The following is a 24,023-nucleotide window of genomic DNA, read 5'->3' as shown; positions in this document are numbered from 1 at the left end:
TCCCGCCACCCGAATGGATTAAGCGCCATGACCGGGACGCCAGACGTCTTTCCGCCCGCCGCCCCGGGCGGCACCCCGCTCGTTGCCCTGCCCACTGGTCCGCGCAAGCCCGACCAGGTGAAAGGCAAGCTCTACATCAAGACCCACGGTTGCCAGATGAACGAGTACGACTCGGCCAAGATGGCCGACGTGCTTGCCGCCAGCGATGGCCTGGAACTGACCGACCGCCCGGAAGACGCCGACGTCATCCTGGTCAACACCTGCTCCATCCGCGAAAAGGCGCAGGAGAAGGTGTTCAGCCAGCTGGGCGTATGGAAGGGCCTGAAGAACAAGGGCCGCGAGGTCATCATCGGCGTGGGTGGCTGCGTGGCGTCGCAGGAAGGCGAAGCGATCATCAAGCGCGCGCCGTTCGTCGATCTGGTGTTCGGCCCGCAGACCCTGCACCGCCTGCCCGAACTGATCCGCGCCCGCCGCGAACAGCAGCGCCCGCAGGTGGACATCAGCTTCCCCGAGATCGAGAAGTTCGACCGCATGCCCGAACCGCGCGCCGAAGGTGCGTCTGCGTTCGTATCGATCATGGAAGGCTGTTCCAAGTACTGCTCGTTCTGCGTGGTGCCCTACACCCGCGGCACCGAGGTCAGCCGCCCGTTCGAGGACGTGGTGGTGGAAGTGGCCCAACTGGCCGCGCAGGGCGTGCGCGAGATCAACCTGCTCGGCCAGAACGTCAACGCCTACCGTGGCCCCTATGGCGATGGTGAGTTCGCCGACCTGGGTCTGCTGATCCGCACCATCGCCGAGATCGACGGCGTTGGCCGCATCCGCTTCACCACCTCGCACCCGCTGGAGTTCAGCGATTCGCTGGTCGATGCGTTCCGCGATGTGCCGCAGCTGGCCAACTTCCTGCACCTGCCGGTGCAGGCCGGCAGCGACCGCGTGCTGTCGGCGATGAAGCGCGGCTATACCGCGCTGGAATTCAAGTCGAAGATCCGCAAGCTGCGCGCGGTGCGCCCGGACATCTCGATCAGCTCGGACTTCATCGTCGGTTTCCCCGGCGAGACCGATGCCGATTTCGAAAAGACCATGAAGCTGATCGAAGACATCGGCTTCGACCACAGCTTCTCCTTCATCTATTCGCGCCGCCCGGGCACGCCGGCGGCCGACCTGGAGGACACGATCAGCGATGCGGAGAAGCACGCGCGCCTGTCGCGCCTGCAGGAACGCATCAATGCGCACGCGGCCAGCATCTCCGAAAAGATGGTCGGCACGGTGCAGACCGTGTTGGTGGAAGGTCCGTCGCGCAAGAACCCGAACGAGTTGACCGGCAAGACCGAGAACATGCGCTCGGTGAACTTCCCGGCGCCGGCGCGCCTGATCGGCCAGTTCGTGGATGTGGTGATTACCGAAGCGCTGACCAATTCGCTGCGTGCGCGGGTGGTGGCGGAATAAGGTCGTGCCGACCAACGGTCGGCACCCACCGGGGCCCCATCGATGGGGTCAGAGCCCCTTCGGGGATCTGACCCCGTCGTTGCCTGGCACATTTTTCACCAGCGCTTCACAAGCGTTGCGGGGTGGGCACCGCACCCACTTGTCCACAGCTTTCTGCGGCGCCGATCCACACCCGGTGTGGAGAACTGTCGCCCCGCCCATCCGCGCGCTACCCTTGTCTTCCCTGACCCACCGCGGTGGACGGCGAACCCGCCCCACCCTCTGCAATGAAAAGCATCGAGCATCGAGATTTCACCCTGTCGCCGGAAGACACCGAGCGACTGGCCAACCTGTCCGGCCCCTTCGATGGGCACCTGCGCCAGATCGAGCTGAAGCTCGGCGTGGAGATCGCCAACCGCGGCTTCGTGTTCCGCATCAGCGGCCGCGACGAAGCCACCGCCGAAGCACAGAAGCTGATTGAAGCGCTGTACGCCGAGACGGCCGAGACCACCTTCGACAACCACGCCATCCATCTGCGCCTGGCCAAGGCCAACCTGGACCAGATTGCCGAGCGCGCGTACGAAGCGCAGGAGGTGGCGATCAAGGTCAAGCGTGGCACCGTGCGTGGCCGCGGCGCCAACCAGGCCCGCTACCTGCACCAGATCACCACCCACGACATCAACTTCGGCATCGGCCCGGCCGGTACTGGCAAGACCTTCCTGGCCGTGGCCAGTGCGGTGGAAGCGCTGAACGAATCGCGCGTGCAGCGGCTGATCCTGGTGCGCCCGGCGGTGGAAGCCGGCGAGAAGCTCGGCTTCCTGCCCGGCGACCTGTCACAGAAGGTCGATCCCTACCTGCGCCCGCTGTACGACGCCCTGTACGAAATGCTGGGCGTGGAAAAAGTGGTCAAGCTGCTGGAAAAGAACGTGATCGAGATCGCGCCGCTGGCCTACATGCGCGGGCGCACGCTGAACGATGCGTTCGTGATCCTGGACGAGGCGCAGAACACCACCATCGAACAGATGAAGATGTTCCTGACCCGCCTGGGCTTTGGCTCCACTGCGGTGGTGACCGGCGACCTGACCCAGACCGACCTGCCCAAGCACGTGAAGTCGGGCCTGCGCGATGCCATCGACGTGCTGCGTGATGTCGACGGCGTCAGCTTCACCTTCTTCGAAGCGCGCGACGTGGTGCGCCACCCGCTGGTGGCCCGCATCGTCAGTGCCTACGACCGCCGCGACCTGCACCAGATCCAACCCGGAGCCACCCCATGACCAAAGGTCCCGTGCGACTGGATGTCGCCATCAGCTATGCGCTGCCCCGCACCGGCCTGCCGGCCGCCGTCAGTTTCCGCAAATGGGTGGCGGCGGCACTGAAGGGCCGCATCCGCGAAGCCGACCTGGCCATCCGCGTGGTCGATGCCAAGGAAGGGCAGTCACTGAACCGCCATTACCGTGGCAAGGATTACGCCACCAATGTGCTCAGCTTCCCCGCAGAGCTGCCCGAAGGCCTGCCCAAGGGGGTGAAGTTCCCGTTGCTGGGTGACCTGGTGATCTGCGCACCGGTGGTGGCGCGCGAGGCCGACGAACAGGGCAAGGCGCTGAACGCGCACTACGCGCACCTGACCGTGCACGGCGTGCTGCACCTGCTGGGCTGGGACCACGAAGACGACAAGGAAGCCGAGGCGATGGAACAGCTGGAGCGCGAGATTCTGGCCGAGCTGGGCATCGAGGATCCCTACGCCGGCGAGCGCTGAGCCGCCGATCGCGCTACCCTGCAGCGGCAACCCCCCCGGAGACAAGGATGATGATGGGCGACATGGGGCCGTTCCTGGCCGGAAGTGCGATCTTTGCCCTGCTGCTGGTCGTGGCCGCCAACGTGCTGCGCCGGGTCAGTGCCCGCCACCCGGATGGACAGCACTGGCTGCTGCGTACGCTGGCCCTGGTCTGCCCGGCCAGCCTGCTGGCCGCTGTGGTGCTGGGCAATGTGGGGCCGCATCTGCTGGGCGGTCCGGGACCGGCCAGCAGTACGCCCACGCTGTGGGCCACGTCGATGGTGCTGGTCCTGATCGGCGCGTTCTCCGCGCCGGTGTGCTGGCGCGTGGTGCTGCAGCATCGCCTGGGGCGGGCCAGCAGCAGCCTGTCGTTCTTCCACGCCACGCGTACCCAGCTGTGCGCGCTGTTCGTGCTTGCCGCGGTCTACGTAACCGCGGTCAAGCGGATCGACGCCGCAGATGTGCCGGCCTGGCTGCTGCAGCCGGGTGTACTGCAGATCGCACTGAGCCAGATGATGCAACTGGTCCATCTGGCCATGGTCGCGGTCATGCTGACCCTGCCCCTGATGGCACTGCGCGCGTTGGCGCGGCGTACGCTGCGGCGTGCGCAGACCCTGCTGGGCCGCGCGCCGCAGGGCTGAGACCTGCGGACATGACGGGGTCCGGCCGCTACCATGGCCGGGCATCCTCCATCGCGGACCCTCTGCCTGTGCTGCTGCGTACTGCCCTGCCCCTGCTGCTTGCCTCTGTTGCCGCCACCGCCTCGGCGGCACCGCTGGACCTGCCCGCACTGATCGAATGCCGCCAGGGCGTGGCCGACCATGCCGCCCTGGCGCCGCTGCTGGCCGACCCGTTGAAGGCCGTGGCCAACGGCCTGCAGCCGCTGCCGCAGGCCAACCAGTTCATGACCGAGTTCCGCCTGGCCAACCCGATCACCGTGTTCGGGCAGCAGACCGACCATATCGCGGTGGCCGGGGCCAGCGTGATGGCCGTGCTGGACCAGGCCGACCCGCACCCGCTGGCCACCCGCCTGGCGCTGGAAACCGGTTACGACCAGGGCGGCAAGTTCATGGCCGGCCGCGAAGTGGTCAGCCGCGATGTCATCGACCCGAAGACCGGCGAGGCGCAGATCGAATCGATCATCCTGAGCGTGTCCACGGTGGCCAGCCACCCCGGCCGGACCCTGGCCGGCTGCACCTACAGCCTGGACCTGCCGGCCGAAGACGAGGCCCCCGGCGACGCAGCCAGCGGTCACTGAAAGGCCCCCACATCCTGCTAGACTGGGGCCAACGCCCGGGTTTCCGGGTGCCCTTTTTCCAGAGATGTCTGAAGACGACAGTAGTAGCTCCCCGCAGGAGCCCAATGAAAAGAAGCGCGGCTGGCTGGAACGCCTGACGGCCGCCTTCTCCGGCGAACCCCACACCCGCGACGAGCTGGTGGCCGTGCTGCACACCGCACAGGACGAAGGGCTGATCGCCGCCGATACCCTGAAGATGATGGAAGGCGCCATTTCGGTGGCCGAGTTGACCGTGGGCGACGTGATGATCTCGCGTTCGCAGATGGTCTCGCTGCCTGTCGAGGCGCCCTTCCTGGAACTGATGAAGCAGGTGGTCGAATCCGGCCATTCGCGCTTCCCGGTGCACGGCGAGAACAAGGACGACATCCTTGGCATCCTGCTGGCCAAGGACCTGCTGCGCGGCGTGGTGGCCGACAACGGCCCGGCCAACGTGCGCGAACTGCTGCGGCCGGCGGTGCTGATTCCCGAGGCCAAGAAGCTCAACGTGCTGTTGAAGGAATTCCGCCTGTCGCGTAACCACATGGCGATGGTGGTGGACGAATACGGCGGCGTGGCCGGTCTGGTCACCATCGAAGACGTGCTGGAACAGATCGTCGGCGAGATCGACGACGAGCACGATGAAGCCGAAGACCCCTCGGCGCAGATCGCCATCCAGGCCGATGGCCAGTACGTGGTGGACGCGCTGACCCCGATCGGCGATTTCAACGAGCGCTTTGGTGCCACGTTCTCTGATGAGGACTACGACACCATCGGCGGCCTGGTGACCGAGGCCGTGGGCCACCTGCCGGAAGTGGGCGACGAGCTGGCGCTGGACCGCTTCATGTTCCGCGTGGCGCGTGCCGACGCGCGCCGGGTGCAGGCTTTCCATGTGACCGTGCTGCCGCCGGACGCGCAGGACGACGCTTGAAGCGCCGCGGCCTGTTGATGCTGGCATGGCTGGCGCTGTGCACGCTGGCCCTGGCACTGCCAGGGTCGGCCTTCGCGCAGGCCGCCGCGGTTGCCGAGGCGGCTGCGGACGCAGCGCCGCCGCGTATCGGCGTGGTGACCATGCAGCCGGGCACGGTGTTCTTCGAACGCTTCGGCCACGACGCCATCGTGGTGCTGGACCCGGTCAGTGGCGCGGCCACGTCCTACAACTTCGGCTATTTCGATCCGTCCGAACAGGATTTCATCAGCCGCTTCGTGCGTGGCGAGATGATGTACTACCTGGTGGCGCTGCCGCTGCAGCAGGACCTGTCCTACTACGACGAAACCGGACGCGGGGCCAGCGTGCAGTGGCTGGACCTGCGCCCGGACCAGGCGCGGGCCCTGGCCGATGGCCTGGCCGAGCGGGCCAAGCCGGAAAACGCGCGCTACCACTACGATTACTACACCGCCAACTGCGCCACCATGGTGCGCGACACCCTGGACAAGGCCCTGGGTGGCGGCCTGCATGCGCAGCTGTCGGGGCGCTCGCGCGGCAACACTTACCGCAGTGAATCGGTGCGCCTGGCCTCGCCGGCACCGTGGATGTGGCTGGGCTTCGACATCGGCCTGGGTCCGTTTGCCGACCAGCCGCTGTCGCGCTGGCAGGAAGCGTTCGTGCCGATGCGCCTGGCCGATGCCCTGCGCCAGGTACGCAATAGTGATGGCCGCCCGCTGGTGCAGAGCGAGCAGGAACTGCTGCCGCACCGCATTGCCGCCGAACCGAAGGAATCGCCGCGGCGCTGGTGGCCGTGGCTGCTGTGTGGCCTGCTGGCCGCCGCAGGCATCGTGGCCCTGCGCCAGCGCCCGCGCCTGCTGGCCGGCCTGGCCCTGCCGCTGTGGCTGCTGTGCACGATTGCCGGCGGCCTGCTGGTGTTCCTGTGGGGCTTCAGCATCCACTACGCCGCCTGGGCCAACCGCAACCTGCTGCTGCTGTCGCCGCTGGCGGTGCTGCTGATGCCCGGCGCCATCGCCCTGCTGCGCAGGCGCGTGCCGGGTCGCGTGTTCAGCGTGGTGCTGTGGCTGCTGGCCGTACAGTCGGTAGCCGCACTGGTACTGCACTGGCTCAGCCTGCAGGCGCAGTACAACGTGCAGTGGATCGTCCTGCTGCTGCCGGTGCATGTGGCCCTGGCCTGGGTGCTGGGGCGTCGTCCTCACTTGTCCCACACGGCGCAGTGACGCACGATGGCGGGCATGTCATTGCCCGCCCCTGCTTCCACGGCCGCTTCGGCCAATCCTGCCTGTGTCATCAACTGCGTTCACTACGATGACCAGGGCATCCGCCACGACATCAGCCTGGATGCGATCAGCGATGTGATCGCCAGTGGCAACGGCTTCGTCTGGGTGGGTCTGTACGATCCGGCCGACGCCGTGCTGCTGAAACTGCAGGAAGAATTCTGCCTGCATGACCTGGCCATCGAGGACGCACGCAACGCGCACCAGCGGCCCAAGGTCGAGGCCTACGGCAATTCCCTGTTCGTGGTGGTGACCACCGCGCAGATGGTGGACGAGCGCATCCAGTACGGCGAAACCCATGCCTTCCTGGGCCCGCGCTTCCTGGTGACCGTGCGCCATGGTGCGTCGCTGTCCTACGCACCGGTGCGCGCCCGCGTGGAGCGCGAGCCGCAGTTGCTGAAGATGGGCCCCTCGTACTGCCTGTATGCGGTGACCGACTTCGTGGTGGACAACTACCTGCCCATCACCAATCGCTTCCGCGACACGCTGGAGCTGTTGGAGAAGGACATCTTCGCCGAGAGCTACAAGCGCAGCACGGTGGTGCGGCTGTACGAACTCAAGCGCGAACTGAACAAGATGCGCATGGCCGTGGCGCCGCTGCAGGATGTGCTGGCGCAGCTGCGCCGTTACCAGGGCGATCTGATTCCCGACGAAGTGAAGCTGTATGTGCGCGACGTGCACGACCACGCCGTGCGCATCAGCGATGTGATCGACACCCTGCGCGAAATGCTGGGCACCGCGCTGAGCGTGAACCTGTCGCTGGTGACGCTGGCGCAGGGCGAGACGGTGAAGCGGCTGGGTGCATGGGCAGCGCTGCTGGCCGCGCCGACGCTGATCACCAGCTGGTATGGCATGAACTTCAGCCACATGCCCGAGTTGAACCAGCCGTGGGCCTACCCGTTGATGATCGTCGGCGTGGGCGCGGTGTGCGTGGGGCTGTACCGCTTGTTCAAGCGCGCCAAATGGTTGTGACCCGCATTTCGTAGAGTCGAGCTTGCTCGACTGCTGTTCGCAAGGCAGTCGAGCATGGCTCGACTCTACAAGCAAGGCGGTCGAGCATGGCTCGACTCTACAAGCAAGGCGGTCGAGCATGGCTCGACTCTACAAGGGCGCAACAGCAGTCGAGCAAGCTCGACTCTACAGAAGCGGGGTATCAGGCCACGTAGACGGTCTTGATGTTCATGAACTCATGGATGCCGTGGTCGGCCAGTTCGCGGCCGAAACCGGATTGCTTGCTGCCGCCGAACGGAAGCCGCGCATCGCTCTTGACGATGGCATTGACGAAGGCGGCGCCGCATTCCATGCGCTGGGCGAAGGATTCGCCGCGCACCGGATCGCGCGTCCACACGCTGCCGCCCAGGCCGAAACGGGTGTCGTTGGCCACGCGCAATGCCTCGTCCTCGTCGGTCACGCGGATCACCGCCGCCACCGGCCCGAACAGTTCCTCGTCGTAGGCCGGCATGCCCGGGCCCACCTGGTCCAGCACGGTGGCCGGGTAGCCCGCGTGCGTGCCTGCAATCGGTTCGCCGCCCAACAAAACGCGGGCGCCCTTGGCCACGCTGGCCTGCACCTGCTTGTGCAGCTCATCGCGCAGGTCGGCGCGCGCCATCGGCGCCAGCGTTGTGCCGCGCGCATCGGGATCGCCGTACTGCCGCTCCCCCGCTGCTTCCACGAAGCGGCGGGTGAACTCGTCGGCCACGGCATCCACCACGATGAAGCGCTTGGCCGCGATGCAGGTCTGGCCGCTGTTGTCGAAGCGCGACTTCACTGCCGCCGCCACCGCCTTGTCCAGGTCGGCATCATCGAGCACCACGAACGCATCGCTGCCGCCCAGTTCCATCACCGATTTCTTCAGCTGGCTGCCGGCATTGGAGGCGATGGAGCGCCCTGCCCGCTCGCTGCCGGTCAGGGTAACGGCCTTGACCCGCGCATCGCGCAGTACCTCGGCGGCCTGGTCGTTGTCGATGTGCAGCACGTCGAACACACCGTCCGGCAGGCCGCCGTCACGGCACACCGCCAGGATCAGGTCGGCGCACTGCGGCACGTTGCTGGCGTGCTTGAGCAGGGCTACGTTACCGGCCATGAACGCCGGCGCCAGGAAACGGAACACCTGCCAGATCGGAAAGTTCCACGGCATCACCGCGAACACGCAGCCGATCGGCTCGTAGCGCACGTAGCTGCGCTGTGCTTCGGTGTCGATCAGCTGCGGCTTCAGATAATCCGCGGCGTGGTCGGCGTAGAACTCGCAGGCCGCAGCGCACTTGTCCACCTCGGCCAGCGCCTCGGCCTTGAGCTTGCCCATCTCGTGGGTCATCGCCTGCTGCAGGTCGTCGCGGCGGCTGCGCAGCTGCGCGGCGATCTGGCGCAGGATGGCGCCGCGTTCCTGCAGCGACCGCTGGGCCCAGCCGCGGAAGGCATCGGCGGCGGCCTGCAGGCGCTGCTCGATATCGGCAGCGCCCATCAGTTCATGGCGGTAGGTCACCTGGCCGGTGGCCGGATCGACGATCTCGACGGTCATGGGGGGGTCTCCATCAGGGTGACCCCCATTGTGCGCCGCCGCCCGTGAGCCGGGCGTGGCTGCGGCCTCAGCCGTTGTCCTGGCGGGCCAGCTGCAGGTCGCGCTGGCGGCGCTTTTCCGCACGCGCATTGATGTACCAGCCAATCACCGCAGCAATCGACACCGCCGACACCAGCAGCGTGGCCAGTGCATTGATCTTCGGGCTGATGCCCATGCGCACCGAGGCAAACACCTTCATCGGCAGCGTGGTCGAACCGGGCGTGGCCACGAAGCTGGCCACCACCACGTCATCCAGCGACAGGGTGAAGGCCAGCAGCCAGCCGGCCACCAGCGCCGGGGCGATGATCGGCAGGGTGATGCGGGTGAACACGGTCAGTCGGCTGGCGCCCAGGTCCATCGCCGCTTCTTCCAGCGACAGATCCATTTCCTGCAGGCGCGAGGACACCACCACGGTGACGAAGCACAGGGTGAAGGTGACGTGCGCGATCCAGATGGTGGCCAGGCCACGGGCCGGGAAGCCGGGAATGGCGCCCATCGAGGCCAGCAGGGCCATCAGCGAGAACCCCAGGATGACATCGGGCATGACCAGCGGCGCAGTGACCAGCGCACCGAACACCGGCTTGCCACGGAAGCGCTTGAAGCGGGTCATCACCATCGCTGCCAGGGTGCCCAGCACGGTGGCGGTACAGGCGGTCCAGAACGCCACCACCAGGCTGGTCCACATCGCCTCCATCAGCGCGCGGTCGGCGAACAGATCGCCGTAGGCGCGGGTGGAGAACCCGGCCCAGACCATCGCCAGCCGCGAGCTGTTGAACGAATAGAACATCAACAACAGGATCGGCAGGTACAGGAAGGCGAAGCCGAGCAGCAGCACGCCCAGCCCCAGGCCCTTGGCGGTACGCGGGCTCATGCCTGCTTCCCTTCCAGCAGGCGCTGCTGGGAACGGTTGAACCACAGGATCGGCACCAGCAGCAGCACGATCATCGCCACCGCCATGGCCGAGGCACCGGGCCAGTTGCGGTTGTTGAAGAACTCGTTCCACAGCTGGCGGCCGACCATCAGGGTTTCCGAGCCGCCCAGCATCTCCGGAATCACGAATTCACCCACCGCCGGAATCATCACCAGCATGCAGCCGGCGATGATGCCCGCCTTCGACAACGGCAGGGTGATGCGCAGGAACGCCTGCCAGGGTTTGGCGCCCAGGTCGTAGGCCGCTTCCAGCAGGCGGTGGTCATGCTTGACCAGGTTGGCGTACAGCGGCAGCACCATGAACGGCAGGTAGCAGTAGACGATGCCGATGTAGGCTGCGGTCGGGGTATCGATCAGCTGCAGCTTGGGCAGGCCCATGCTGGTCATCAGCGATTGCAGGCCGGTGAACTGCAGGAACTGGTCGAGCAGGCCGTTGCGGTCCAGGATCGCCTTCCAGGCGTACACGCGGATCAGGAACGAGGTCCACGACGGCAGCACCACCAGCATCATCGCCACGTTGCGGGCGGCCGGCGACAGGCGGGCGATGGCATAGGCCATCGGATAGCCGATCAGCAGGGTGAGGAAGGTGGAGATCGCCGCGATCTTGATCGAACTGAGAAAGGCCTGGGCATAGATCGAATCGCGGAACAGCGCCAGGTAGTTTTCCAGGTTCAGCTTCAGCGAGAACGCGCCGTCGACATACTGCAGCAGCCAGGTATACGGCGGCGAGCCGACCCGGCTGTGCGAGAAACTGATCATCAGCACGATCAGGAACGGCACCGCGAAGAACAGCAGCAGCCACAGGTAGGGAATACCGATGACCGTGGCACGCGTGCCCGGCAGCCAGCGCTTCAGGCCTGCCGCGCTCATGAGGTCAGCACCACGCCGTCGTTGTCGCGCCAGTGCACCCAGACCTGATCGCCCCAGGTCAGGCCATCGCTGGCCCAGCGCTGCGAGTTGGCGAAGTTGGCCAGCACCTTGGCACCACTGGGCAGGCGCACGTGGTAGACCGAGTGACTGCCGAAGTAGGCGATGTCCTCGATGACGCCCTGTGCTTTGTTGGTGTGCCCTTCCGGCTCGTCCTTGCCGATCATCACCTTTTCCGGGCGCAGCGCGAACGCGACCGGCTGCCCTTCGTAACAAGTGATGCCGTGGGCGATGTAGACCGGCGCCGGGAACAGCGGCGAGCGCACGGTCACGTACTCGGGAAGATCTTCGTCGATCACCCCGTCAAACAGGTTCACCGAGCCGATGAAGCCGGCCACGAAGCGGTTGGCCGGCTGTTCGTAGACCTCGTCGGGCTTGCCGACCTGCTGGATCCAGCCGGCATCCATCACCGCGATGCGGGTGGCCATGGTCATGGCCTCTTCCTGGTCGTGGGTGACCATCACGCAGGTCACGCCCGACGATTCGATGATGCTGACCAGTTCCAGCTGCATCTGCGAGCGCAGCTTCTTGTCCAGCGCGCCCATCGGTTCGTCCAGCAGCAACAGCTTGGGCCCCTTGGCCAGCGACCGCGCCAGCGCCACGCGCTGCTGCTGGCCGCCGGACAACTGGTGCGGCTTGCGCTTGCCCAGGTGGCCCATCTGCACCAGCTCCAGCATCTCGCCCACGCGCCTGGCGATGGCAGCCTTGTCCAGGCCGTCCTGCTTCAGGCCGAAAGCGATGTTCTGTTCCACCGTCATGTGCGGGAACAGCGCGTAGGACTGGAACATCATGTTGACCGGCCGCTGGTACGGCGGCAGCGCGTCCAGGCGCTGGCCATCCAGGGTGATGCTGCCCTTGGTGGGGGTTTCAAAGCCGCCCAGGCAGCGCAGCAGGGTCGATTTGCCACTGCCCGATCCGCCGAGCAGGGCGAAGATCTCGCCCTTGCGCACGTCCAGGTTGACGTCGTCGACGGCGATGAAGCCATCGAATTCCTTGCGCAGATCACGAATGGACAGATAGTCGGGCGCGCTGGCCGTATCAACGGCGGCGGCTTCCGGCTGGGCTTCAACGGGCATGGGGGCTCCGGGAGCGGGCGGTGGACAGCGGCGGCCATTCTACCGGCCGGGGGGCGATGGCGGTATGACGGGGTGTGGCGGGCGGCGGGAAACATCAACGCACGGCCACCGGCGGCGCTTCCTGCCAGCCCAGGCCCAGGCTCTTCTGCAGCGCCACGTAGCGCACCAGCAGCTGCAGGCGCGCCTGCGCGGCACCGTCCTGGGCCTGCAGGCGCTGGCGCTGCACGTCCAGCAGGTCGATCTGCGAGGTCGCCCCGGCCTGGCGCCGCTGGGTCATCAGGGCCAACGAGCGCTCGGCCGAGGCCTGCGCCCGTTCGCTGGCCTGCAGCTGCTCGCGTGCCGCGCCGAAACGGGCCAGCGCGGTGTTGGCGTCCTGCAGGGCCGCCAGCACGCTGCTTTCGTAGGCTGCCAGGCGCGCCTGGTTGCCGGCGCGGGCCTGCGCCACCCGTGCCTTGTTCACCCCGAAATCGAACAGCGACCAGCGCAGGAACGGGGCGACGATCGTGGCCGCCGAATCCCGTCCCAGGTCCGATGCCGAGGTCGCGCCGGCGCCGATGGTGCCCAGCAGGGTCACCTGCGGGAAATACGCGGACAAGGCCTGGCCGATCTGCGCGGACGAGGCGGCCAACTCGCGCTCGGCCTTGCGCACGTCGGGCCGGCGCTGGATCAGCGCCCCTGCGTCGTCCACCGGCACGTTGGCGGGCAGTCGCGGCAGCGGCTGGTCGACGGCCAGACGTGCGTCCAGCGCGCCGGGCTCGCGCCCCACCATCAGCGCCAGTACATCGCGTGCTTCATCGGCCTGGGCGCGCAGCGGCGGCAGCGCGGCCTGCTGCTGTTGCAGCTGTGCCTGCGCGCGCTCGACCTGCAGGTCCGAATCGGCGCCGCGCTGGCGACGTTGCCGGGTCAGTTGCAGGCCCTGCTCGGCCGCACGCAGGTTGTCTTCGGCCAAGGCGATGCGTTCGCGACTGCTGCGGAAGCCCAGGTAGACCTGGGCCAGCTCGGCGGCCAGCTGCACCTGCGCGTCGGCCAGCGCGGCGGCATTGGCCTCGGCCTCGGCGGCGGCCTGCTCGGCCGCACGGCGGCGGCGCCCGAACAGGTCCAGTTCCCAGCTGGCATCGAAGCCGGCCACGTACAGTTCGGTGTCCAGATTGAGATCGGCAAACTGCTGGCGCAGCTGCGCGGCTTCCTGTGGGCGGCCGTTGGCTTCGGCCACGCCGGCAATGTTCTCGCCCAGCCCGCGCACGCTGTTTTCCAGCGAATCGGGCGCCTTGATGTTGGCGTAGCCGGCGGCGGCGCCGACCGATGGCAGCTGTTCTGCACGGCGCTGGCGCTGCAGCGCGCGCGAGGCCAGCAGCTTGGCCTGCGCGGCACGCAGGTCGGGGCTGTTGCGCAGCGCCTCGTCCACCAGCTGGTCCAGCAGCGGATCATGCAACGCACGCCACCATTGGCTGGGCGGCGAGGCAGGCTGCACCCCTGCCTGTGGCGCGCGGTGCAGCTGTGCCTGCGCGGTGGCAGCACCGGCCAGCTCGGGCTTCACGTAATCGGGCCCCAGCATGCAGCCGGCCAGCAGCAGCGGCAGCAGCGCCGGGCACAGGTGTCGCAGGCGGAAAGGAACGGGCAAGGAAGTCGAAGTCATCAGTGCATGGCCAGGGGAACGCCCTTGGGCAGGGGCTTGAGCAGGAACACCAGGGGAAAGGTGAGCACCACGATCAGGCCGAAGATCCAGAACAGATCGTTGTAGGCCATCACCATCGCCTGCATCTGCACGGTCTGCGCCAGTACGGCCACGGCCTGGCCGGCATCGCCCAGCTGCTGGCCATAGGCGTGCAGCGCGTCCTGGGCCACGGTGGAATTGGCGGTGACGCTGCTGCCGATGGCGTCCACGTGCAGGGTGGTACGGCGCTCCTGGAAGGTGGAAATGATCGCCAGGCCGATCGAGCCGCCGAGGTTGCGCGCAGCATTGAACAGGCCCGAGGCATCGCTGGTGTATTCGCGCGGCACCGAAGTGATGGCGGCCTGGTTCAGCGCCATCATCGCCAGCGCCAGCCCGCAGCCCTGCAGCAGCTGGCCGACCACGAAGTGCGGGCCGATGCTGTCCGGGCTCAGGCCCAGGTTGACGAAACAGGCCGCTGCAAAGCACAGCATGCCGCCGAACACCATGATGCGCACATCCACCGTTTCCAGCATCTTCGGCATCAACGGCATCAGCAGGATGGTCGGCAGGCCGGCCAGCAGCAGCACGTAGCCGGCCTGTTCGGTGTTGTAGCCGGCGATGATCGCCAGGAACTGCGGGATCATGTACATCACCCCGAACAGGATCATGCCGACCGCCATCACCATCACGAACACGGCGCCGAAGCTGCGCTGGAACAGGATGTTGAGGCGGATGACCGGCGTCTTGCTGGTGAACTGCGAGACCGCCAGCAGGGCAAAGCCGAGCAGCGAGACGATGCTGAGCACCACGATCAGGGTGGATTCGAACCAGCGCTCGCGCTGGCCATCTTCCAGCACCACGGTCAGCGCGGACAGGCCGGCAGTCATGCCCAGGATGCCCAGCCAGTCGGCGCGCAGCAGGCCGCCCCAGTCCGATTTCTCGTGCGGCAGTCCGAGCAGCAGCAGCGCGACCAGTCCGGCACAGATCGGCACGTTGATGAAGAATGCGTAGTGCCAGCTGACGTTCTCGGTCAGCCAGCCGCCCAGCAGTGGCCCGATCACCGGGCCGAGGATGACGGTCATGCCGAACAGGGCAGTGCCCAGCGGCTGCTGCTGCGGCGGCAGGCGGGTGCCGACGATGGTCAGCGCGGTGGGAATCAAGGCGCCACCGGCGAAGCCCTGCCCTACGCGTCCGGCAATCATCATCGGCAGCGAATCGGCCAGCCCGCACATCACCGAGAACGCGGTGAACAGCGTGGCGCAGATCAACAGGAAGGTGCGCAGACCGAGCGTGCGCACGAACCAGCCGGTCAGCGGAATCATCACGATTTCCGAGACCAGGAAGGCGGTGGAGATCCAGGTGCCTTCGGTGCCACTGGCGCCGACCTCGCCCTGGATGGTGGGCAGTGCCGCGTTGACGATGGAGATATCCAGCGTGGCCATGAACGAGCCGATGGTGCCGGCGGCCACGGCCAGCCACGCTGCGGCGTCGGCCTTGCCTTCCGCAGCGGGTGCGGCGGGTGCGGTTGCAGCGTTCATCGCGCGCCGCGAGCCTCGGCTTCGTCGCGGCTGCGCTCGGCATCGTCCTTCGCGCTGCGGGTGTCCACGGTCACCTCCACCGACATGCCCGGCACCAGCACCTTGCGTGCTTCGGCACCGGCATCCACGCGGATGCGCACCGGCACGCGCTGCACGACCTTGGTGAAGTTGCCCGTGGCGTTCTGCGGTGGCAGCAACGCGAACTGCGAACCGGTGCCTGGCGAGATGCTTTCCACCGTGCCCTTCAGGGTGGTGCCCGGCAGCGCATCGACCTTGATCTCGGCCGGTTGCCCGGCACGCATCAGGCCCACCTGGGTTTCCTTGAAGTTGGCGCTGAGGTACAGCGCGGACACCGGCACTACGGTCATGGTGCGGGTACCGGCGGCCACGAACTGGCCCACCTGCACGGTCTTGTTGCCAACGCGGCCGTCGATGCGCGCGCGCAGTTCGGTGTCTTCGAAGGCCACCCGGGCCTGGGCGGCGTCGGCCTGGGCCTGCTTCAGCCCGGCTTCGGCCTGTGCGCGCTGGGCCTGGCTGGCTTCGATCTGGCTCTGCGCGCCGGCAATCTGCGCCTTGGCTGCATCGTGCTGCGCCTGTGCGCGTTCCAGGTCATGGCGCAGGCTTTCCACGTGTTCATGGGTGTCGGCACCGCTGGCGGCCAGCGGTGTGAAACGGGCCAGTTCGGCGCGGGCGAAGCGCAGCGAGGCGCTGGCGGCCACCAGTTGCGTGCGCGCCTGCAGCAGGCTGGACTGCTGGCCCTGCACGCCGGCGGTGGCGGCGGCGATATCGGCCTGGCGCACGGCGATCACCGCTTCGGCCTGGTCCAGGGTGGCGCGGTAGGTGCGCGGGTCGATGCGCAGCAGCGGTTGCCCGGCCTTCACCCATTGGTTGTCCTGCACCAGGACGTCGGTGACGTAGCCGTTGATGCGCGGGGCGACGGCGACGGCGTCGGCCTGCAGGTAGGCGTTGTTGGTGTCCTGCAGGTAGCGGCCTACGCGCAGGTGGTAGATCAGCCAGATGATCAGTGCGATGGCGACCACGATGCCGATGATCGCCAGGGTCCAGCGGACCTTGGGATTCTTCAGGGGCGAGGGTTTGTCCTCGCTGGCCGAGGGGGGCGGGTCGGTGGGAGCGTCTTCGCGCGGGGGCTGGTCGGTCATCGTCTCGTCGTGGCGGTGGTCAGTGCCATACGGGACGGTAGGGGAAGGAGTGCGGAGGTGAGGTGAAAGCGTTTGTCGCTTGCCGGTGTGGGTTTCCTGTGTGGCAGGGGCCAAAGCCGGGGGCTTGGCCAGGACACGCGGTGAACCCATCCATGGGGCTCGTAGGCGCCATCCCTGGGGCCTGCGGTCCTGGCCAAGCCTCCGGCTTTGGCCCCTGCCCTCACGCATTCCGGCGGCGGACAGGAGGTCAACGGCAGGGCAGAAGCAAAAAAAAACGGAGGCCGTTGGCCTCCGTTTTTTCTATCTGGTGGGGGCCGACCGTTGGTCGGCCCTATCAGAATGCGTGCCGACCAACGGTCGGTACTTACTTGCCGGTCTTCACTTCGGTCCACAGGCGGGTGTAGAGCTTGTCGGTTTCCGGGGTGTTGATCGAGTAGGTGAACATCTTCGCGGCGACGTCGGCCGGGGGGTAGATGGTCGGGTCGGTGCGGATCGCTTCGTCCACCAGCGGGGTGGCGGCGGTCACCGGGTTGGCGTAGTGAATGAAGTTGGTGTTGGCTGCGGCAACCTTCGGTTCCAGCAGGTAGTTGATGAAGGCGTAGGCGGCTTCGGGGTGCTTGGCGTCCTTGGGGATGGCCAGCATGTCGAACCACTGCGGGGCGCCTTCCTTGGGGATCGAATAGGCCACGTGCACGCCGTTGCTGGCTTCTTCGGCGCGGTCGCGGGCCTGGATGATGTCACCCGACCAGCCCACCACCAGGCAAGTGCCGCCGTTGGCCAGCGAGCCCACGTACTGCGAGGAGTGGAAGTTCTGCACGTACGGGCGGATCGACTTCAGCAGGTCGGCGGCCTTCTGCAGTTCGGCCGGGTCACCGCTGTGCGGGTCCAGGCCCAGGTAATGCAGGGCGATCGGGATCATGTCGGCCGGCGTGTCCAGGATGGTCACGCCGCAGTCCTTCATCTTCGCGATGTTTTCCGGCTTGAAAATGAGGTCCCAGCTGTTGGCGATGTCGGCGCTGCCGCCGAAACGCTCCTTCAGCATGTCCACGTTGTAGCCGATGCCGGTGGTGCCGATCATGTACGGCACGCCGTACTTGTTGTCCGGGTCCTGGGTGGCGATGCGCTGCATCACCGACGGGTCCAGGTTGGCCAAGTTCGGAATCTTGCTCTTGTCCAAAGGCAGGAACACGCCGGCCTGGATCTGGCGGCCGAAGAAGTTCAGCGTGGGCACCACTACGTCGTAGCCGCTGTTGCCGCCCAGCAGCTTGGTTTCGACCATCTCGTCGCTGTCGAACACATCGTAGGTGACCTTGGTCCCGCTCTCCTTCTCGAAGTTGGGGATGGTGTCTTCGGCGATGTAGTCGCTGTAGTTGTAGACGTTCAGGACCTTGCTGTCCTGCGCGCCACCGTTGCCACCGCCGCCACAGGCGGCGAGCAAGGCGGAGGCCAGGCCGAGCGTGAGGATACGCAGCTTCATCGGGTGCTCCAGAATGCGGGTGGGGGGCCGGCCGGGCCGGCGACGGGTGCCAGCCTACCCCCCGGCGGCTCATTCATCAATTGCAGGTCTTCACACGTTCAACAGCAGGAACTCACGCTCCCAGGAGCTGATCACCCGGAAAAAGGTCTCGTATTCCTTGCGCTTGACCGAGATGTAGGCGCGGCAGAAGCGCTCGCCCAGCAGGGCCTGCAGCTCACTGCACTGTTCCAGCCCATCCAGCGCTTCGCCCAGCGAGCGCGGCAGGTTGTAGCCCAGCTCCTTGGCGCTGCCGGTCACCGGCGCGTCCGGGGCCAGCCGCTCGCGGATACCGAGCAGGCCGCAGGCCAGGGTCGCGGCCATCGCCAGGTAAGGGTTGGCATCGGAACCGGCGAAGCGGCTTTCCACCCGCATGTTCTCCGGCGTGTCCAGCGGCACGCGCAGACCGCAGGTGCGGTTGTCATAGCCCCAGTGCACGTTGCTGGGCGAGACTTCGCCGAACACCAGGCGACGGTAGGAATTGACGTTGGGGGCAAAGAAGGCCATCGCCTGCGGCACGTACTTCTGCAGGCCGCCCAGATAGTGGCCGAATACCGGGCTGAACTCACCTTCGGCGTGGGTTTCGCCGGCGAACACGTTGCTGCCGTCGCTCACCCGCACCAGGCTCTGGTGGATGTGCATCGCACTGCCCGGTTCGTTCTCCATCGGCTTGGCCAGGAAGGTGGCGTACACGCCGTGGCGCATGGCCGCCTCGCGCATGGTGCGCTTGAACAGGAATACCTGGTCGGCCAGGTCCATCGCGTCGGCATGGGTGAAGTTGACCTCCAGCTGCGCCGCGCCGGATTCGTGGATCAAGGTGTCCACGTCCAGCTTCATGGCATCGGCGTAGTCGTACATCAGGTCGAGGATGGGATCGAATTCGTTCACCGCATCGATCGAGTACGACTGCCGCGCCGTTTCCGGGCGCCCGGAGCGGCCGGCCGGCGGCAGCAGCGGGAAGTCCGGGTCGGTGTTCTTCTGCACCAGGAAGAATTCCAGTTCCGGTGCCACCACCGGGCGCAGGCCCAGTTCGGCATAGGCGGCCAGCACGCGGCGCAGTACGTTGCGCGGGGCCAGCTCGTGCGGCTCGCCGCTCTTGGTGTAACAGTCATGGATGACCTGCGCGGTGGCATCGGCCGCCCACGGCACCATGCGCACCGTGTCCGGGTCCGGGCGCAGCATCATGTCCGAGTCCGACGGCGAGGTCAGGTCGTAGTAGTCATCGGGAAATTCGCCGGTGACGGTGGTGGCGAAGATGCCCTCGGGCAGGCGCGTGCCGTAGTCGTGCGAGAACTTGTCGGCGGGAATGATCTTGCCGCGCGCGTTGCCGGTGATGTCCGGCACCAGGCATTCCACTTCGGTGATGCGCCGTTCCTTCAGCCAGCGCAGCAGGCTGCTTTCCTGCGGCTCGGGGGGCGTGGCCGTCTTGCGCGGGCGCGGTCGGGAACTCATCGGGCATCCAGTCGTTTCTGTTGGTACTGACGGCAAGCTTGGCCGAAAGCACGGAAAATAGCGTGATAGAACGGCGTCTGCGTGACACGCCACTCCGGGTGCCACTGTACGCCCAGCACGAAGCGGTGGTGGCCACTGCGTGCGGCTTCGACCAGACCATCGCTGGCGGTGGCCTCGACCTGCAACGCCGGTGCCAGCCGCGCAATGCCCTGCCCGTGCACCGAATTGACCCGCGCCGTGTCGCCGCCGTGCCACTGTGAAAGCCAGCCGCCGGCGACCAGTTGCACGCTGTGCGCCGGCCCGTACTGCACCTCGACCGGGGCCAGCGGATCTTCACGATGGTCGGCCAGGCCCGGCACGGCATGTACCTGCGGGTGCAGGCTTCCGCCCAGGCTGACATTCAGTTCCTGGAAGCCGCGGCAGACCGCCAGCACCGGCAGGTCCAGCGCAAGGGCGGCCGGCAGCAGCGCGAACGCGTTGGCATCGCGCGCCGGGTCATGCGGGTTTCCCGGCCAGGTGCGCCCGCCTTCGTAATGTTGCGGCTCGATGTTGCTGACCGCGCCGGTCAGCAGCAGCCCATCCAGATCCTGCAGCCAGTCTGCGGCAGGCAACGGCGGTTGCAGGCTGGGCAGCAGCCACGGCGTCACCTCGGCGGCGTCCACCAGCGCGCGGACGTATTTTTCGCCGGCCACCGCGAAACGATGGTGGCCCATGACGGTGCTGTCGGTGGGCAGGCCCACCGCGGGCAGGCGGCGCATGCAGGACTCCTTGGCGTGCCTGCACGGTACCTGCGCCGCGACCACGGCGGCAAGCCGCCGCCATCACGTCCACGGGCACGCCGCTGGGCGAAACTACCCGCGTGAACAGCGCCTCCCCTGCCCCGTCCGAACCGCCCACCGCGCGCCTGCGAGGAACGCTGTGAGCGCGGCCTTCCCGCCCAGCTGGTATGCGGCCAGCCTGCCCGAGCCGTCGCCACTGCCGCCCCTGCAGGGCCAGATACGGGCCGACGTGGCGGTACTGGGCGCCGGCTACACCGGCTTGACCGCCGCGCTGGAACTGGCCGCGCGCGGCTACCGGGTGGTGGTGCTGGAAGCGCAGCGGATCGGCTGGGGGGCGTCGGGCCGCAACGGCGGCCAGGCGCTGGTGGGCTACGGCTGCGAAGTGGACACGCTGGAGCGCGAGGTCGGCCGCGCCGACGCCCGCCTGCTGTTCGACTGGTCACGCGAGGCCGTGCAGGCCATGCGCCGGCGCATCGATCGCCATGCCATTGATTGCCACTGGGTGGAAGGCCACGCCAGCGTGGCCATCCGCGCCCGCCACGAGCGCGACCTGCGGGGGCATTGCGAACACCTGCAGCGCCACTACGACTACCCCATGCAATGGTGGGACCGCCCCACCCTTGCCGCCCAATTGGATAGCCCGCGCTACCGCGCGGCCATGTTCGACCCGCTCAGCGCCCACCTGCACCCGCTGGCCTATGCACGCGGCCTGGCCGACGCGGCGCGTGCGGCCGGGGTGGTCATCCACGAACGCTCACCGGTGGTGCGGCTGCAGCGCGGATCGGCGCCGGCCCTGCACACGGCCGCCGGCAGCGTGCACGCCCGCCATCTGGTGGTGGCGGGCAACGCGCTGCTGCAGGGCCTGTTGCCCGACCTGGAGCGCCGCATCATGCCGGTCGGCACCTACGTGGGCGCCAGCGCACCGCTGGGCGCCGAACGCGCGCGCGCATTGATCGCCAACAACATGGCGGTGGCAGACACCGCCTGGGCGCTGGACTACTTCCGCCTCAGCCACGACCACCGCCTGCTGTTCGGCGGCCGCGCCAGCTATTCGGCGCTGCCACCGCCGGGCCTGCGCGGGGTGATGCAGCGGCGCATGCACCAGGTCTTCCCACAGCTGGCCGATGTTGGCCTGGAACAGGTCTGGGGCGGCTTCGTGGACATCACCCGCAACCGCGCCCCGCACTGGGGCCGGCTGGACCCCACCCTGTACTTCGCGCAGGGCTTTTCCGGCCACGGCGTGGCCGCGGCCGGGCTGGCCGGCGAGGTGATCGCCGCGGCGATCGCCGGCCAAAGCGAACGCCTGGACGTGTACCAGCGCCTGCACCACGCCCCCTTCCCCGGCGGGCGCCTGCTGCGTACCCCGCTGCTGGTGGCGGCCATGTCCTGGTACAAGCTGCGCGATGCCCTGTGGTAACCGCCTGATGTGAAAGTGTGAACCCGGTCAGCACCGGCGGCCCGCAGTGGGCACCGGCCGCCCCGGCACGCCGGTTGCAGGCAATTGCAAGCGTCCGCGTCAGCCGATACTGTCGCGGACTGGGGCCAGGTGCGATGCCTGGGTGGCGCTTACGCGCAGCAGCAAGGGAGGCTTGCGATTGAACTGGTGGACGAATGGAATTCGCCTGGATGTGCGTATCCGGCCGGCGGGGCTTGCTCTGGCGGCGCTGTATGCGCTTGCCTGCTGGGCCACCCGGCAGATTTCGCTGGACCAGTTCTACCTGCCGGCCGGCATCCGCGTGGCCGCGCTGCTGCTGTGCCCACCCCGGCTGTGGGGCTATCTGATCCTGGGCGAATACGCCTACTTCGCGCAGATGCGCTACCCCATGGTCGACCGCTATGGCCTGCCGTGGGTGGTGCTGGCATCGGCCTGCCTGATACCGGCGGTCGCCCTGGTGGTGGGCCTGCACCGTCGTCGCCTGGCCACGGCCGGTGAAGGCTGGGTGCTGTCCATCGCCGCGTGGGCCGCGCTGGCCACCGCGGTACTGAAGCTGGGCCTGGCCCATCTGCTGTGGCCCACCCCGCCGTCCGATCCGGTGCTGGGCACCGCCGTGCGCTACGTGCTGGGCGACTACATCGCCATCATCACCGTGGTACCGCTGGCCCTGCTGTGGTCGCAGCGCAGTGCGGGCCATGACTGGTCCAGCTGGCGGCAGTGGCCGACGCTGGCATCGCTGGCAGCCCTGCTGCTGCTGGGCGGCACGGCAATCTGGGCCGGCGCCAGTTCCGATCCGGCCAAGACCAGCCTGCAGCTGCTGATGGCCCTGCCTGCGGTGGCTCTGACCTGCATGCACGGCTGGCGTGGCGCGGCGGTGGCCGTGCCGCTGTTGAACATGCTGATCAGCGTGGGCACGCCCAGCAGTGGCCTGCCCGGCTCGTTCGACGAGCGCACCTTCATGACCGTGCAGATCGTGGCGGTGGCCGGTACCGCGCTGCTGGCACTGGGCTCGCGCATCAGCCAGCACTACCACCAGTACGCGCACCACGACCAGGCCGGTCGGCAGGCCGCCGACTTTTCCCGCAACGCGCACATCGCCAACGAAATGGACCTGCGCCAGCGTGCGTTGGCGCTGCGCCGGATTGCCGATGACATTGAAGCATCGCTGGGCGAGACCGCCGAACTGCTGAAGCTGCACGGCCACCACGAACCCGCGCGGCAACTGCTGGGCACCGCGACGAGCCATTCACGACAGTTCCGCGAGCTGACCAGCATGGTCTACCCGGCCGAGCTGGAGCAGCTGGGGCTGTACCTGGCCCTGCAGGCCAGCGGCATCCACCAGGCCTGGGACGCGACAGATCGCCTGGGCCGTCACCAGCTGCAGGGCGACCCCTGCCAGTTGAACCTGGGCCTGCAGTTGGCCACCTACCGCACCCTGGCCGAGGCCGTGTCGCTGCTGCTGAACGGCGAGCGTGGGCAGATCCAGGTGCGCGCACGCTGCGGCCGACGCGGCGCGCAGCGCGGAATCGTAGTAACGGTGGGTCTGCTGGACCGCCACCGTACGCTGTCGGAGGAAACCATGGCGCTGGCGCGGCGCCGGCTGAGCGCGCGGGCCATCGCCTACGGCGGCCGCGTGGACTGCCGTGGCAACCGCATCCGCATGCTGCTGCTGGATTCACCGGCACAGGTGGAACAGGACGCCCCGCTGCGGGCACGGCTGGCGCCGCACGGCCTGGGTTGAGCGCAGCAACGACCGGCCCCGCATGCAGCAGGGCCGGTCATGCACCGTGCTTACTGGCCTTCGCCCGGCAGTTCCACCGACCAGATCGCATCGGCGCCCTTGCCGTAGACCACCAGCGAGAACTCGGCGCGGCGGTACACCACCTGGCGCGATGCGTTGGCTGGAATCACCAGACGCTGCGAGGGCAACGAGGTCTTCGCCGGCGACTTGCCGGCCGGCAGGGTCCAGAACACGTTGTCCAGCGTGCCGACGATCAGCTTCACCTGACCGGTCAGGTCATTCACCTGGAAATAGGTGATGCCATCGCGCTGGAACCCATAGACCTGCCAGGCCGGATCCTGGCTCAGGTTCAGTGCGGCGGGCAGCGCTTCGCCCAGACCACTCTTGGCCAGCTGGATACCATTGCCGTCGCTGGGGCAGCAGGCGGCTGCAGCAATCATCGGCGTGGACAGCAGCGCAGCCGCTGCAATTGCGATACGCATACGGGAAAAACGCACGGGCAACCCCCTTGTGGATTGAATGTTGATGGGCGGCCAGGCACTGCCGCGTTCGCCTGGCACAACCGG

At 67.6% G+C, this 24,023-nt stretch carries 20 protein-coding genes and 1 pseudogene; 10 read left to right on the top strand and 11 right to left on the bottom strand.

Features of this window, described 5'->3' with window-relative positions; all coding sequences use genetic code 11:
* Nucleotides 1–27 precede the first annotated feature (27 nt).
* From miaB to C1933_RS06900, 8 genes are all read left to right on the top strand, one after another.
* Entirely contained in the window at nt 28–1,446 is a 1,419-nt protein-coding gene (gene miaB, locus C1933_RS06935) for a tRNA (N6-isopentenyl adenosine(37)-C2)-methylthiotransferase MiaB (RefSeq protein WP_108749151.1), read from the top strand.
* 266 nt (nt 1,447–1,712) lie between these two features.
* Nucleotides 1,713–2,699, top strand: a complete 987-nt coding sequence (locus tag C1933_RS06930) for a PhoH family protein (RefSeq protein WP_108752669.1) — start codon at nt 1,713–1,715, stop codon at nt 2,697–2,699.
* On the top strand, nt 2,696–3,181 hold the full coding sequence (ybeY, locus tag C1933_RS06925) for an rRNA maturation RNase YbeY (protein ID WP_108752668.1): 486 nt from the start codon (nt 2,696–2,698) through the stop codon (nt 3,179–3,181). Before C1933_RS06930 ends, ybeY begins: the two co-directional genes overlap by 4 nt.
* 47 nt (nt 3,182–3,228) lie before the next feature.
* The gene (locus C1933_RS06920; protein ID WP_108752667.1) at nt 3,229–3,840 is read left to right on the top strand and encodes a hypothetical protein; all 612 of its coding nucleotides are present in this window, start codon (nt 3,229–3,231) and stop codon (nt 3,838–3,840) included.
* Nucleotides 3,841–3,911: 71 nt separating this feature from the next.
* Nucleotides 3,912–4,457 (top strand): hypothetical protein, encoded by a 546-nt coding sequence (locus C1933_RS06915; protein WP_108754765.1) that lies wholly within the window; start codon nt 3,912–3,914, stop codon nt 4,455–4,457.
* 64 nt (nt 4,458–4,521) lie between these two features.
* Nucleotides 4,522–5,403 carry a transporter associated domain-containing protein gene (locus C1933_RS06910; protein WP_108749147.1) on the top strand — a complete coding sequence of 294 codons (882 nt, stop codon included), beginning with the start codon at nt 4,522–4,524 and terminating at the stop codon, nt 5,401–5,403.
* Nucleotides 5,400–6,638, top strand: a complete 1,239-nt coding sequence (locus tag C1933_RS06905; RefSeq protein ID WP_108752666.1) for a DUF4105 domain-containing protein — start codon at nt 5,400–5,402, stop codon at nt 6,636–6,638. Before C1933_RS06910 ends, C1933_RS06905 begins: the two co-directional genes overlap by 4 nt.
* Nucleotides 6,639–6,644: 6 nt before the next feature.
* On the top strand, nt 6,645–7,667 hold the full coding sequence (locus C1933_RS06900; RefSeq protein WP_108752665.1) for a magnesium and cobalt transport protein CorA: 1,023 nt from the start codon (nt 6,645–6,647) through the stop codon (nt 7,665–7,667).
* A gap of 181 nt (nt 7,668–7,848) precedes the next feature.
* Here C1933_RS06900 and C1933_RS06895 read toward each other — a convergent pair whose 3' ends face one another.
* From C1933_RS06895 to C1933_RS06850, 10 genes and pseudogenes are all read right to left on the bottom strand, one after another.
* Nucleotides 7,849–9,213, bottom strand: coding sequence for an NAD-dependent succinate-semialdehyde dehydrogenase (locus C1933_RS06895; RefSeq protein ID WP_108752664.1), 1,365 nt, complete (start codon nt 9,211–9,213; stop codon nt 7,849–7,851).
* Between the two features lie 67 nt (nt 9,214–9,280).
* On the bottom strand, nt 9,281–10,123 hold the full coding sequence (locus tag C1933_RS06890; RefSeq protein WP_108752663.1) for an ABC transporter permease subunit: 843 nt from the start codon (nt 10,121–10,123) through the stop codon (nt 9,281–9,283).
* Nucleotides 10,120–11,052 carry an ABC transporter permease subunit gene (locus C1933_RS06885; RefSeq protein ID WP_108752662.1) on the bottom strand — a complete coding sequence of 311 codons (933 nt, stop codon included), beginning with the start codon at nt 11,050–11,052 and terminating at the stop codon, nt 10,120–10,122. The genes C1933_RS06890 and C1933_RS06885 overlap by 4 nt, the downstream gene beginning before the upstream one ends.
* Nucleotides 11,049–12,185, bottom strand: coding sequence for a polyamine ABC transporter ATP-binding protein (potA, locus tag C1933_RS06880; RefSeq protein WP_108752661.1), 1,137 nt, complete (start codon nt 12,183–12,185; stop codon nt 11,049–11,051). Before potA ends, C1933_RS06885 begins: the two co-directional genes overlap by 4 nt.
* Nucleotides 12,186–12,279: 94 nt before the next feature.
* A complete protein-coding gene (locus tag C1933_RS06875) occupies nt 12,280–13,821 on the bottom strand; it encodes an efflux transporter outer membrane subunit (RefSeq protein ID WP_108752660.1) in 1,542 nt (513 codons plus the stop codon).
* Nucleotides 13,821–15,377 (bottom strand): DHA2 family efflux MFS transporter permease subunit, encoded by a 1,557-nt coding sequence (locus C1933_RS06870; protein ID WP_108752659.1) that lies wholly within the window; start codon nt 15,375–15,377, stop codon nt 13,821–13,823. The genes C1933_RS06875 and C1933_RS06870 overlap by 1 nt, the downstream gene beginning before the upstream one ends.
* Nucleotides 15,374–16,474: pseudogene (locus tag C1933_RS06865) on the bottom strand (HlyD family secretion protein); the annotation flags it as partial. The gene C1933_RS06870 and the pseudogene C1933_RS06865, both read right to left, overlap by 4 nt.
* A 427-nt stretch (nt 16,475–16,901) precedes the next feature.
* A complete protein-coding gene (locus C1933_RS06860; RefSeq protein WP_108752657.1) occupies nt 16,902–18,014 on the bottom strand; it encodes a polyamine ABC transporter substrate-binding protein in 1,113 nt (370 codons plus the stop codon).
* Nucleotides 18,015–18,104: 90 nt separating this feature from the next.
* Nucleotides 18,105–19,502, bottom strand: a complete 1,398-nt coding sequence (locus C1933_RS06855) for a glutamine synthetase family protein (RefSeq protein ID WP_108752656.1) — start codon at nt 19,500–19,502, stop codon at nt 18,105–18,107.
* Nucleotides 19,499–20,260 (bottom strand): gamma-glutamyl-gamma-aminobutyrate hydrolase family protein, encoded by a 762-nt coding sequence (locus C1933_RS06850; protein ID WP_108752655.1) that lies wholly within the window; start codon nt 20,258–20,260, stop codon nt 19,499–19,501. The genes C1933_RS06855 and C1933_RS06850 overlap by 4 nt, the downstream gene beginning before the upstream one ends.
* A gap of 199 nt (nt 20,261–20,459) precedes the next feature.
* On the opposite strand from C1933_RS06850, the gene C1933_RS06845 reads away from it, so the two are divergent.
* Together C1933_RS06845 and C1933_RS06840 are read left to right on the top strand one after the other, a co-directional pair.
* Nucleotides 20,460–21,698, top strand: a complete 1,239-nt coding sequence (locus C1933_RS06845) for an FAD-binding oxidoreductase (protein ID WP_234414713.1) — start codon at nt 20,460–20,462, stop codon at nt 21,696–21,698.
* Nucleotides 21,699–21,876: 178 nt separating this feature from the next.
* Nucleotides 21,877–23,457: an MASE1 domain-containing protein gene (locus tag C1933_RS06840; RefSeq protein WP_234414668.1), complete on the top strand. Its 1,581-nt coding sequence runs from the start codon at nt 21,877–21,879 to the stop codon at nt 23,455–23,457.
* 50 nt (nt 23,458–23,507) lie between these two features.
* Here C1933_RS06840 and C1933_RS06835 read toward each other — a convergent pair whose 3' ends face one another.
* Entirely contained in the window at nt 23,508–23,939 is a 432-nt protein-coding gene (locus tag C1933_RS06835; RefSeq protein WP_108749131.1) for a hypothetical protein, read from the bottom strand.
* Between the last annotated feature and the right edge of the window lie 84 nt (nt 23,940–24,023).

It is taken from the genome of Stenotrophomonas sp. ZAC14D2_NAIMI4_6 (assembly GCF_003086875.1).
Taxonomy (GTDB): Bacteria; Pseudomonadota; Gammaproteobacteria; order Xanthomonadales; family Xanthomonadaceae; genus Stenotrophomonas.
This window is presented reverse-complemented; position numbering and strand designations above follow the sequence as displayed.

What these genes read in the sequence shown, in the direction of transcription:
- C1933_RS06930 (WP_108752669.1), top strand. Translation starts at nt 1,713, where the DNA reads ATGAAAAGCATCGAGCATCGAGATTTCACCCTGTCGCCGGAAGACACC.
- miaB (WP_108749151.1), top strand. Translation starts at nt 28, where the DNA reads ATGACCGGGACGCCAGACGTCTTTCCGCCCGCCGCCCCGGGCGGCACC.
- C1933_RS06855 (WP_108752656.1), bottom strand. Translation starts at nt 19,502, where the DNA reads ATGAGTTCCCGACCGCGCCCGCGCAAGACGGCCACGCCCCCCGAGCCG.
- C1933_RS06870 (WP_108752659.1), bottom strand. Translation starts at nt 15,377, where the DNA reads ATGAACGCTGCAACCGCACCCGCCGCACCCGCTGCGGAAGGCAAGGCC.
- C1933_RS06920 (WP_108752667.1), top strand. Translation starts at nt 3,229, where the DNA reads ATGATGATGGGCGACATGGGGCCGTTCCTGGCCGGAAGTGCGATCTTT.
- ybeY (WP_108752668.1), top strand. Translation starts at nt 2,696, where the DNA reads ATGACCAAAGGTCCCGTGCGACTGGATGTCGCCATCAGCTATGCGCTG.
- C1933_RS06875 (WP_108752660.1), bottom strand. Translation starts at nt 13,821, where the DNA reads ATGACTTCGACTTCCTTGCCCGTTCCTTTCCGCCTGCGACACCTGTGC.
- C1933_RS06835 (WP_108749131.1), bottom strand. Translation starts at nt 23,939, where the DNA reads ATGCGTATCGCAATTGCAGCGGCTGCGCTGCTGTCCACGCCGATGATT.
- C1933_RS06900 (WP_108752665.1), top strand. Translation starts at nt 6,645, where the DNA reads ATGGCGGGCATGTCATTGCCCGCCCCTGCTTCCACGGCCGCTTCGGCC.
- C1933_RS06890 (WP_108752663.1), bottom strand. Translation starts at nt 10,123, where the DNA reads ATGAGCCCGCGTACCGCCAAGGGCCTGGGGCTGGGCGTGCTGCTGCTC.
- C1933_RS06860 (WP_108752657.1), bottom strand. Translation starts at nt 18,014, where the DNA reads ATGAAGCTGCGTATCCTCACGCTCGGCCTGGCCTCCGCCTTGCTCGCC.
- C1933_RS06885 (WP_108752662.1), bottom strand. Translation starts at nt 11,052, where the DNA reads ATGAGCGCGGCAGGCCTGAAGCGCTGGCTGCCGGGCACGCGTGCCACG.
- C1933_RS06850 (WP_108752655.1), bottom strand. Translation starts at nt 20,260, where the DNA reads ATGCGCCGCCTGCCCGCGGTGGGCCTGCCCACCGACAGCACCGTCATG.
- potA (WP_108752661.1), bottom strand. Translation starts at nt 12,185, where the DNA reads ATGCCCGTTGAAGCCCAGCCGGAAGCCGCCGCCGTTGATACGGCCAGC.
- C1933_RS06895 (WP_108752664.1), bottom strand. Translation starts at nt 9,213, where the DNA reads ATGACCGTCGAGATCGTCGATCCGGCCACCGGCCAGGTGACCTACCGC.
- C1933_RS06910 (WP_108749147.1), top strand. Translation starts at nt 4,522, where the DNA reads ATGTCTGAAGACGACAGTAGTAGCTCCCCGCAGGAGCCCAATGAAAAG.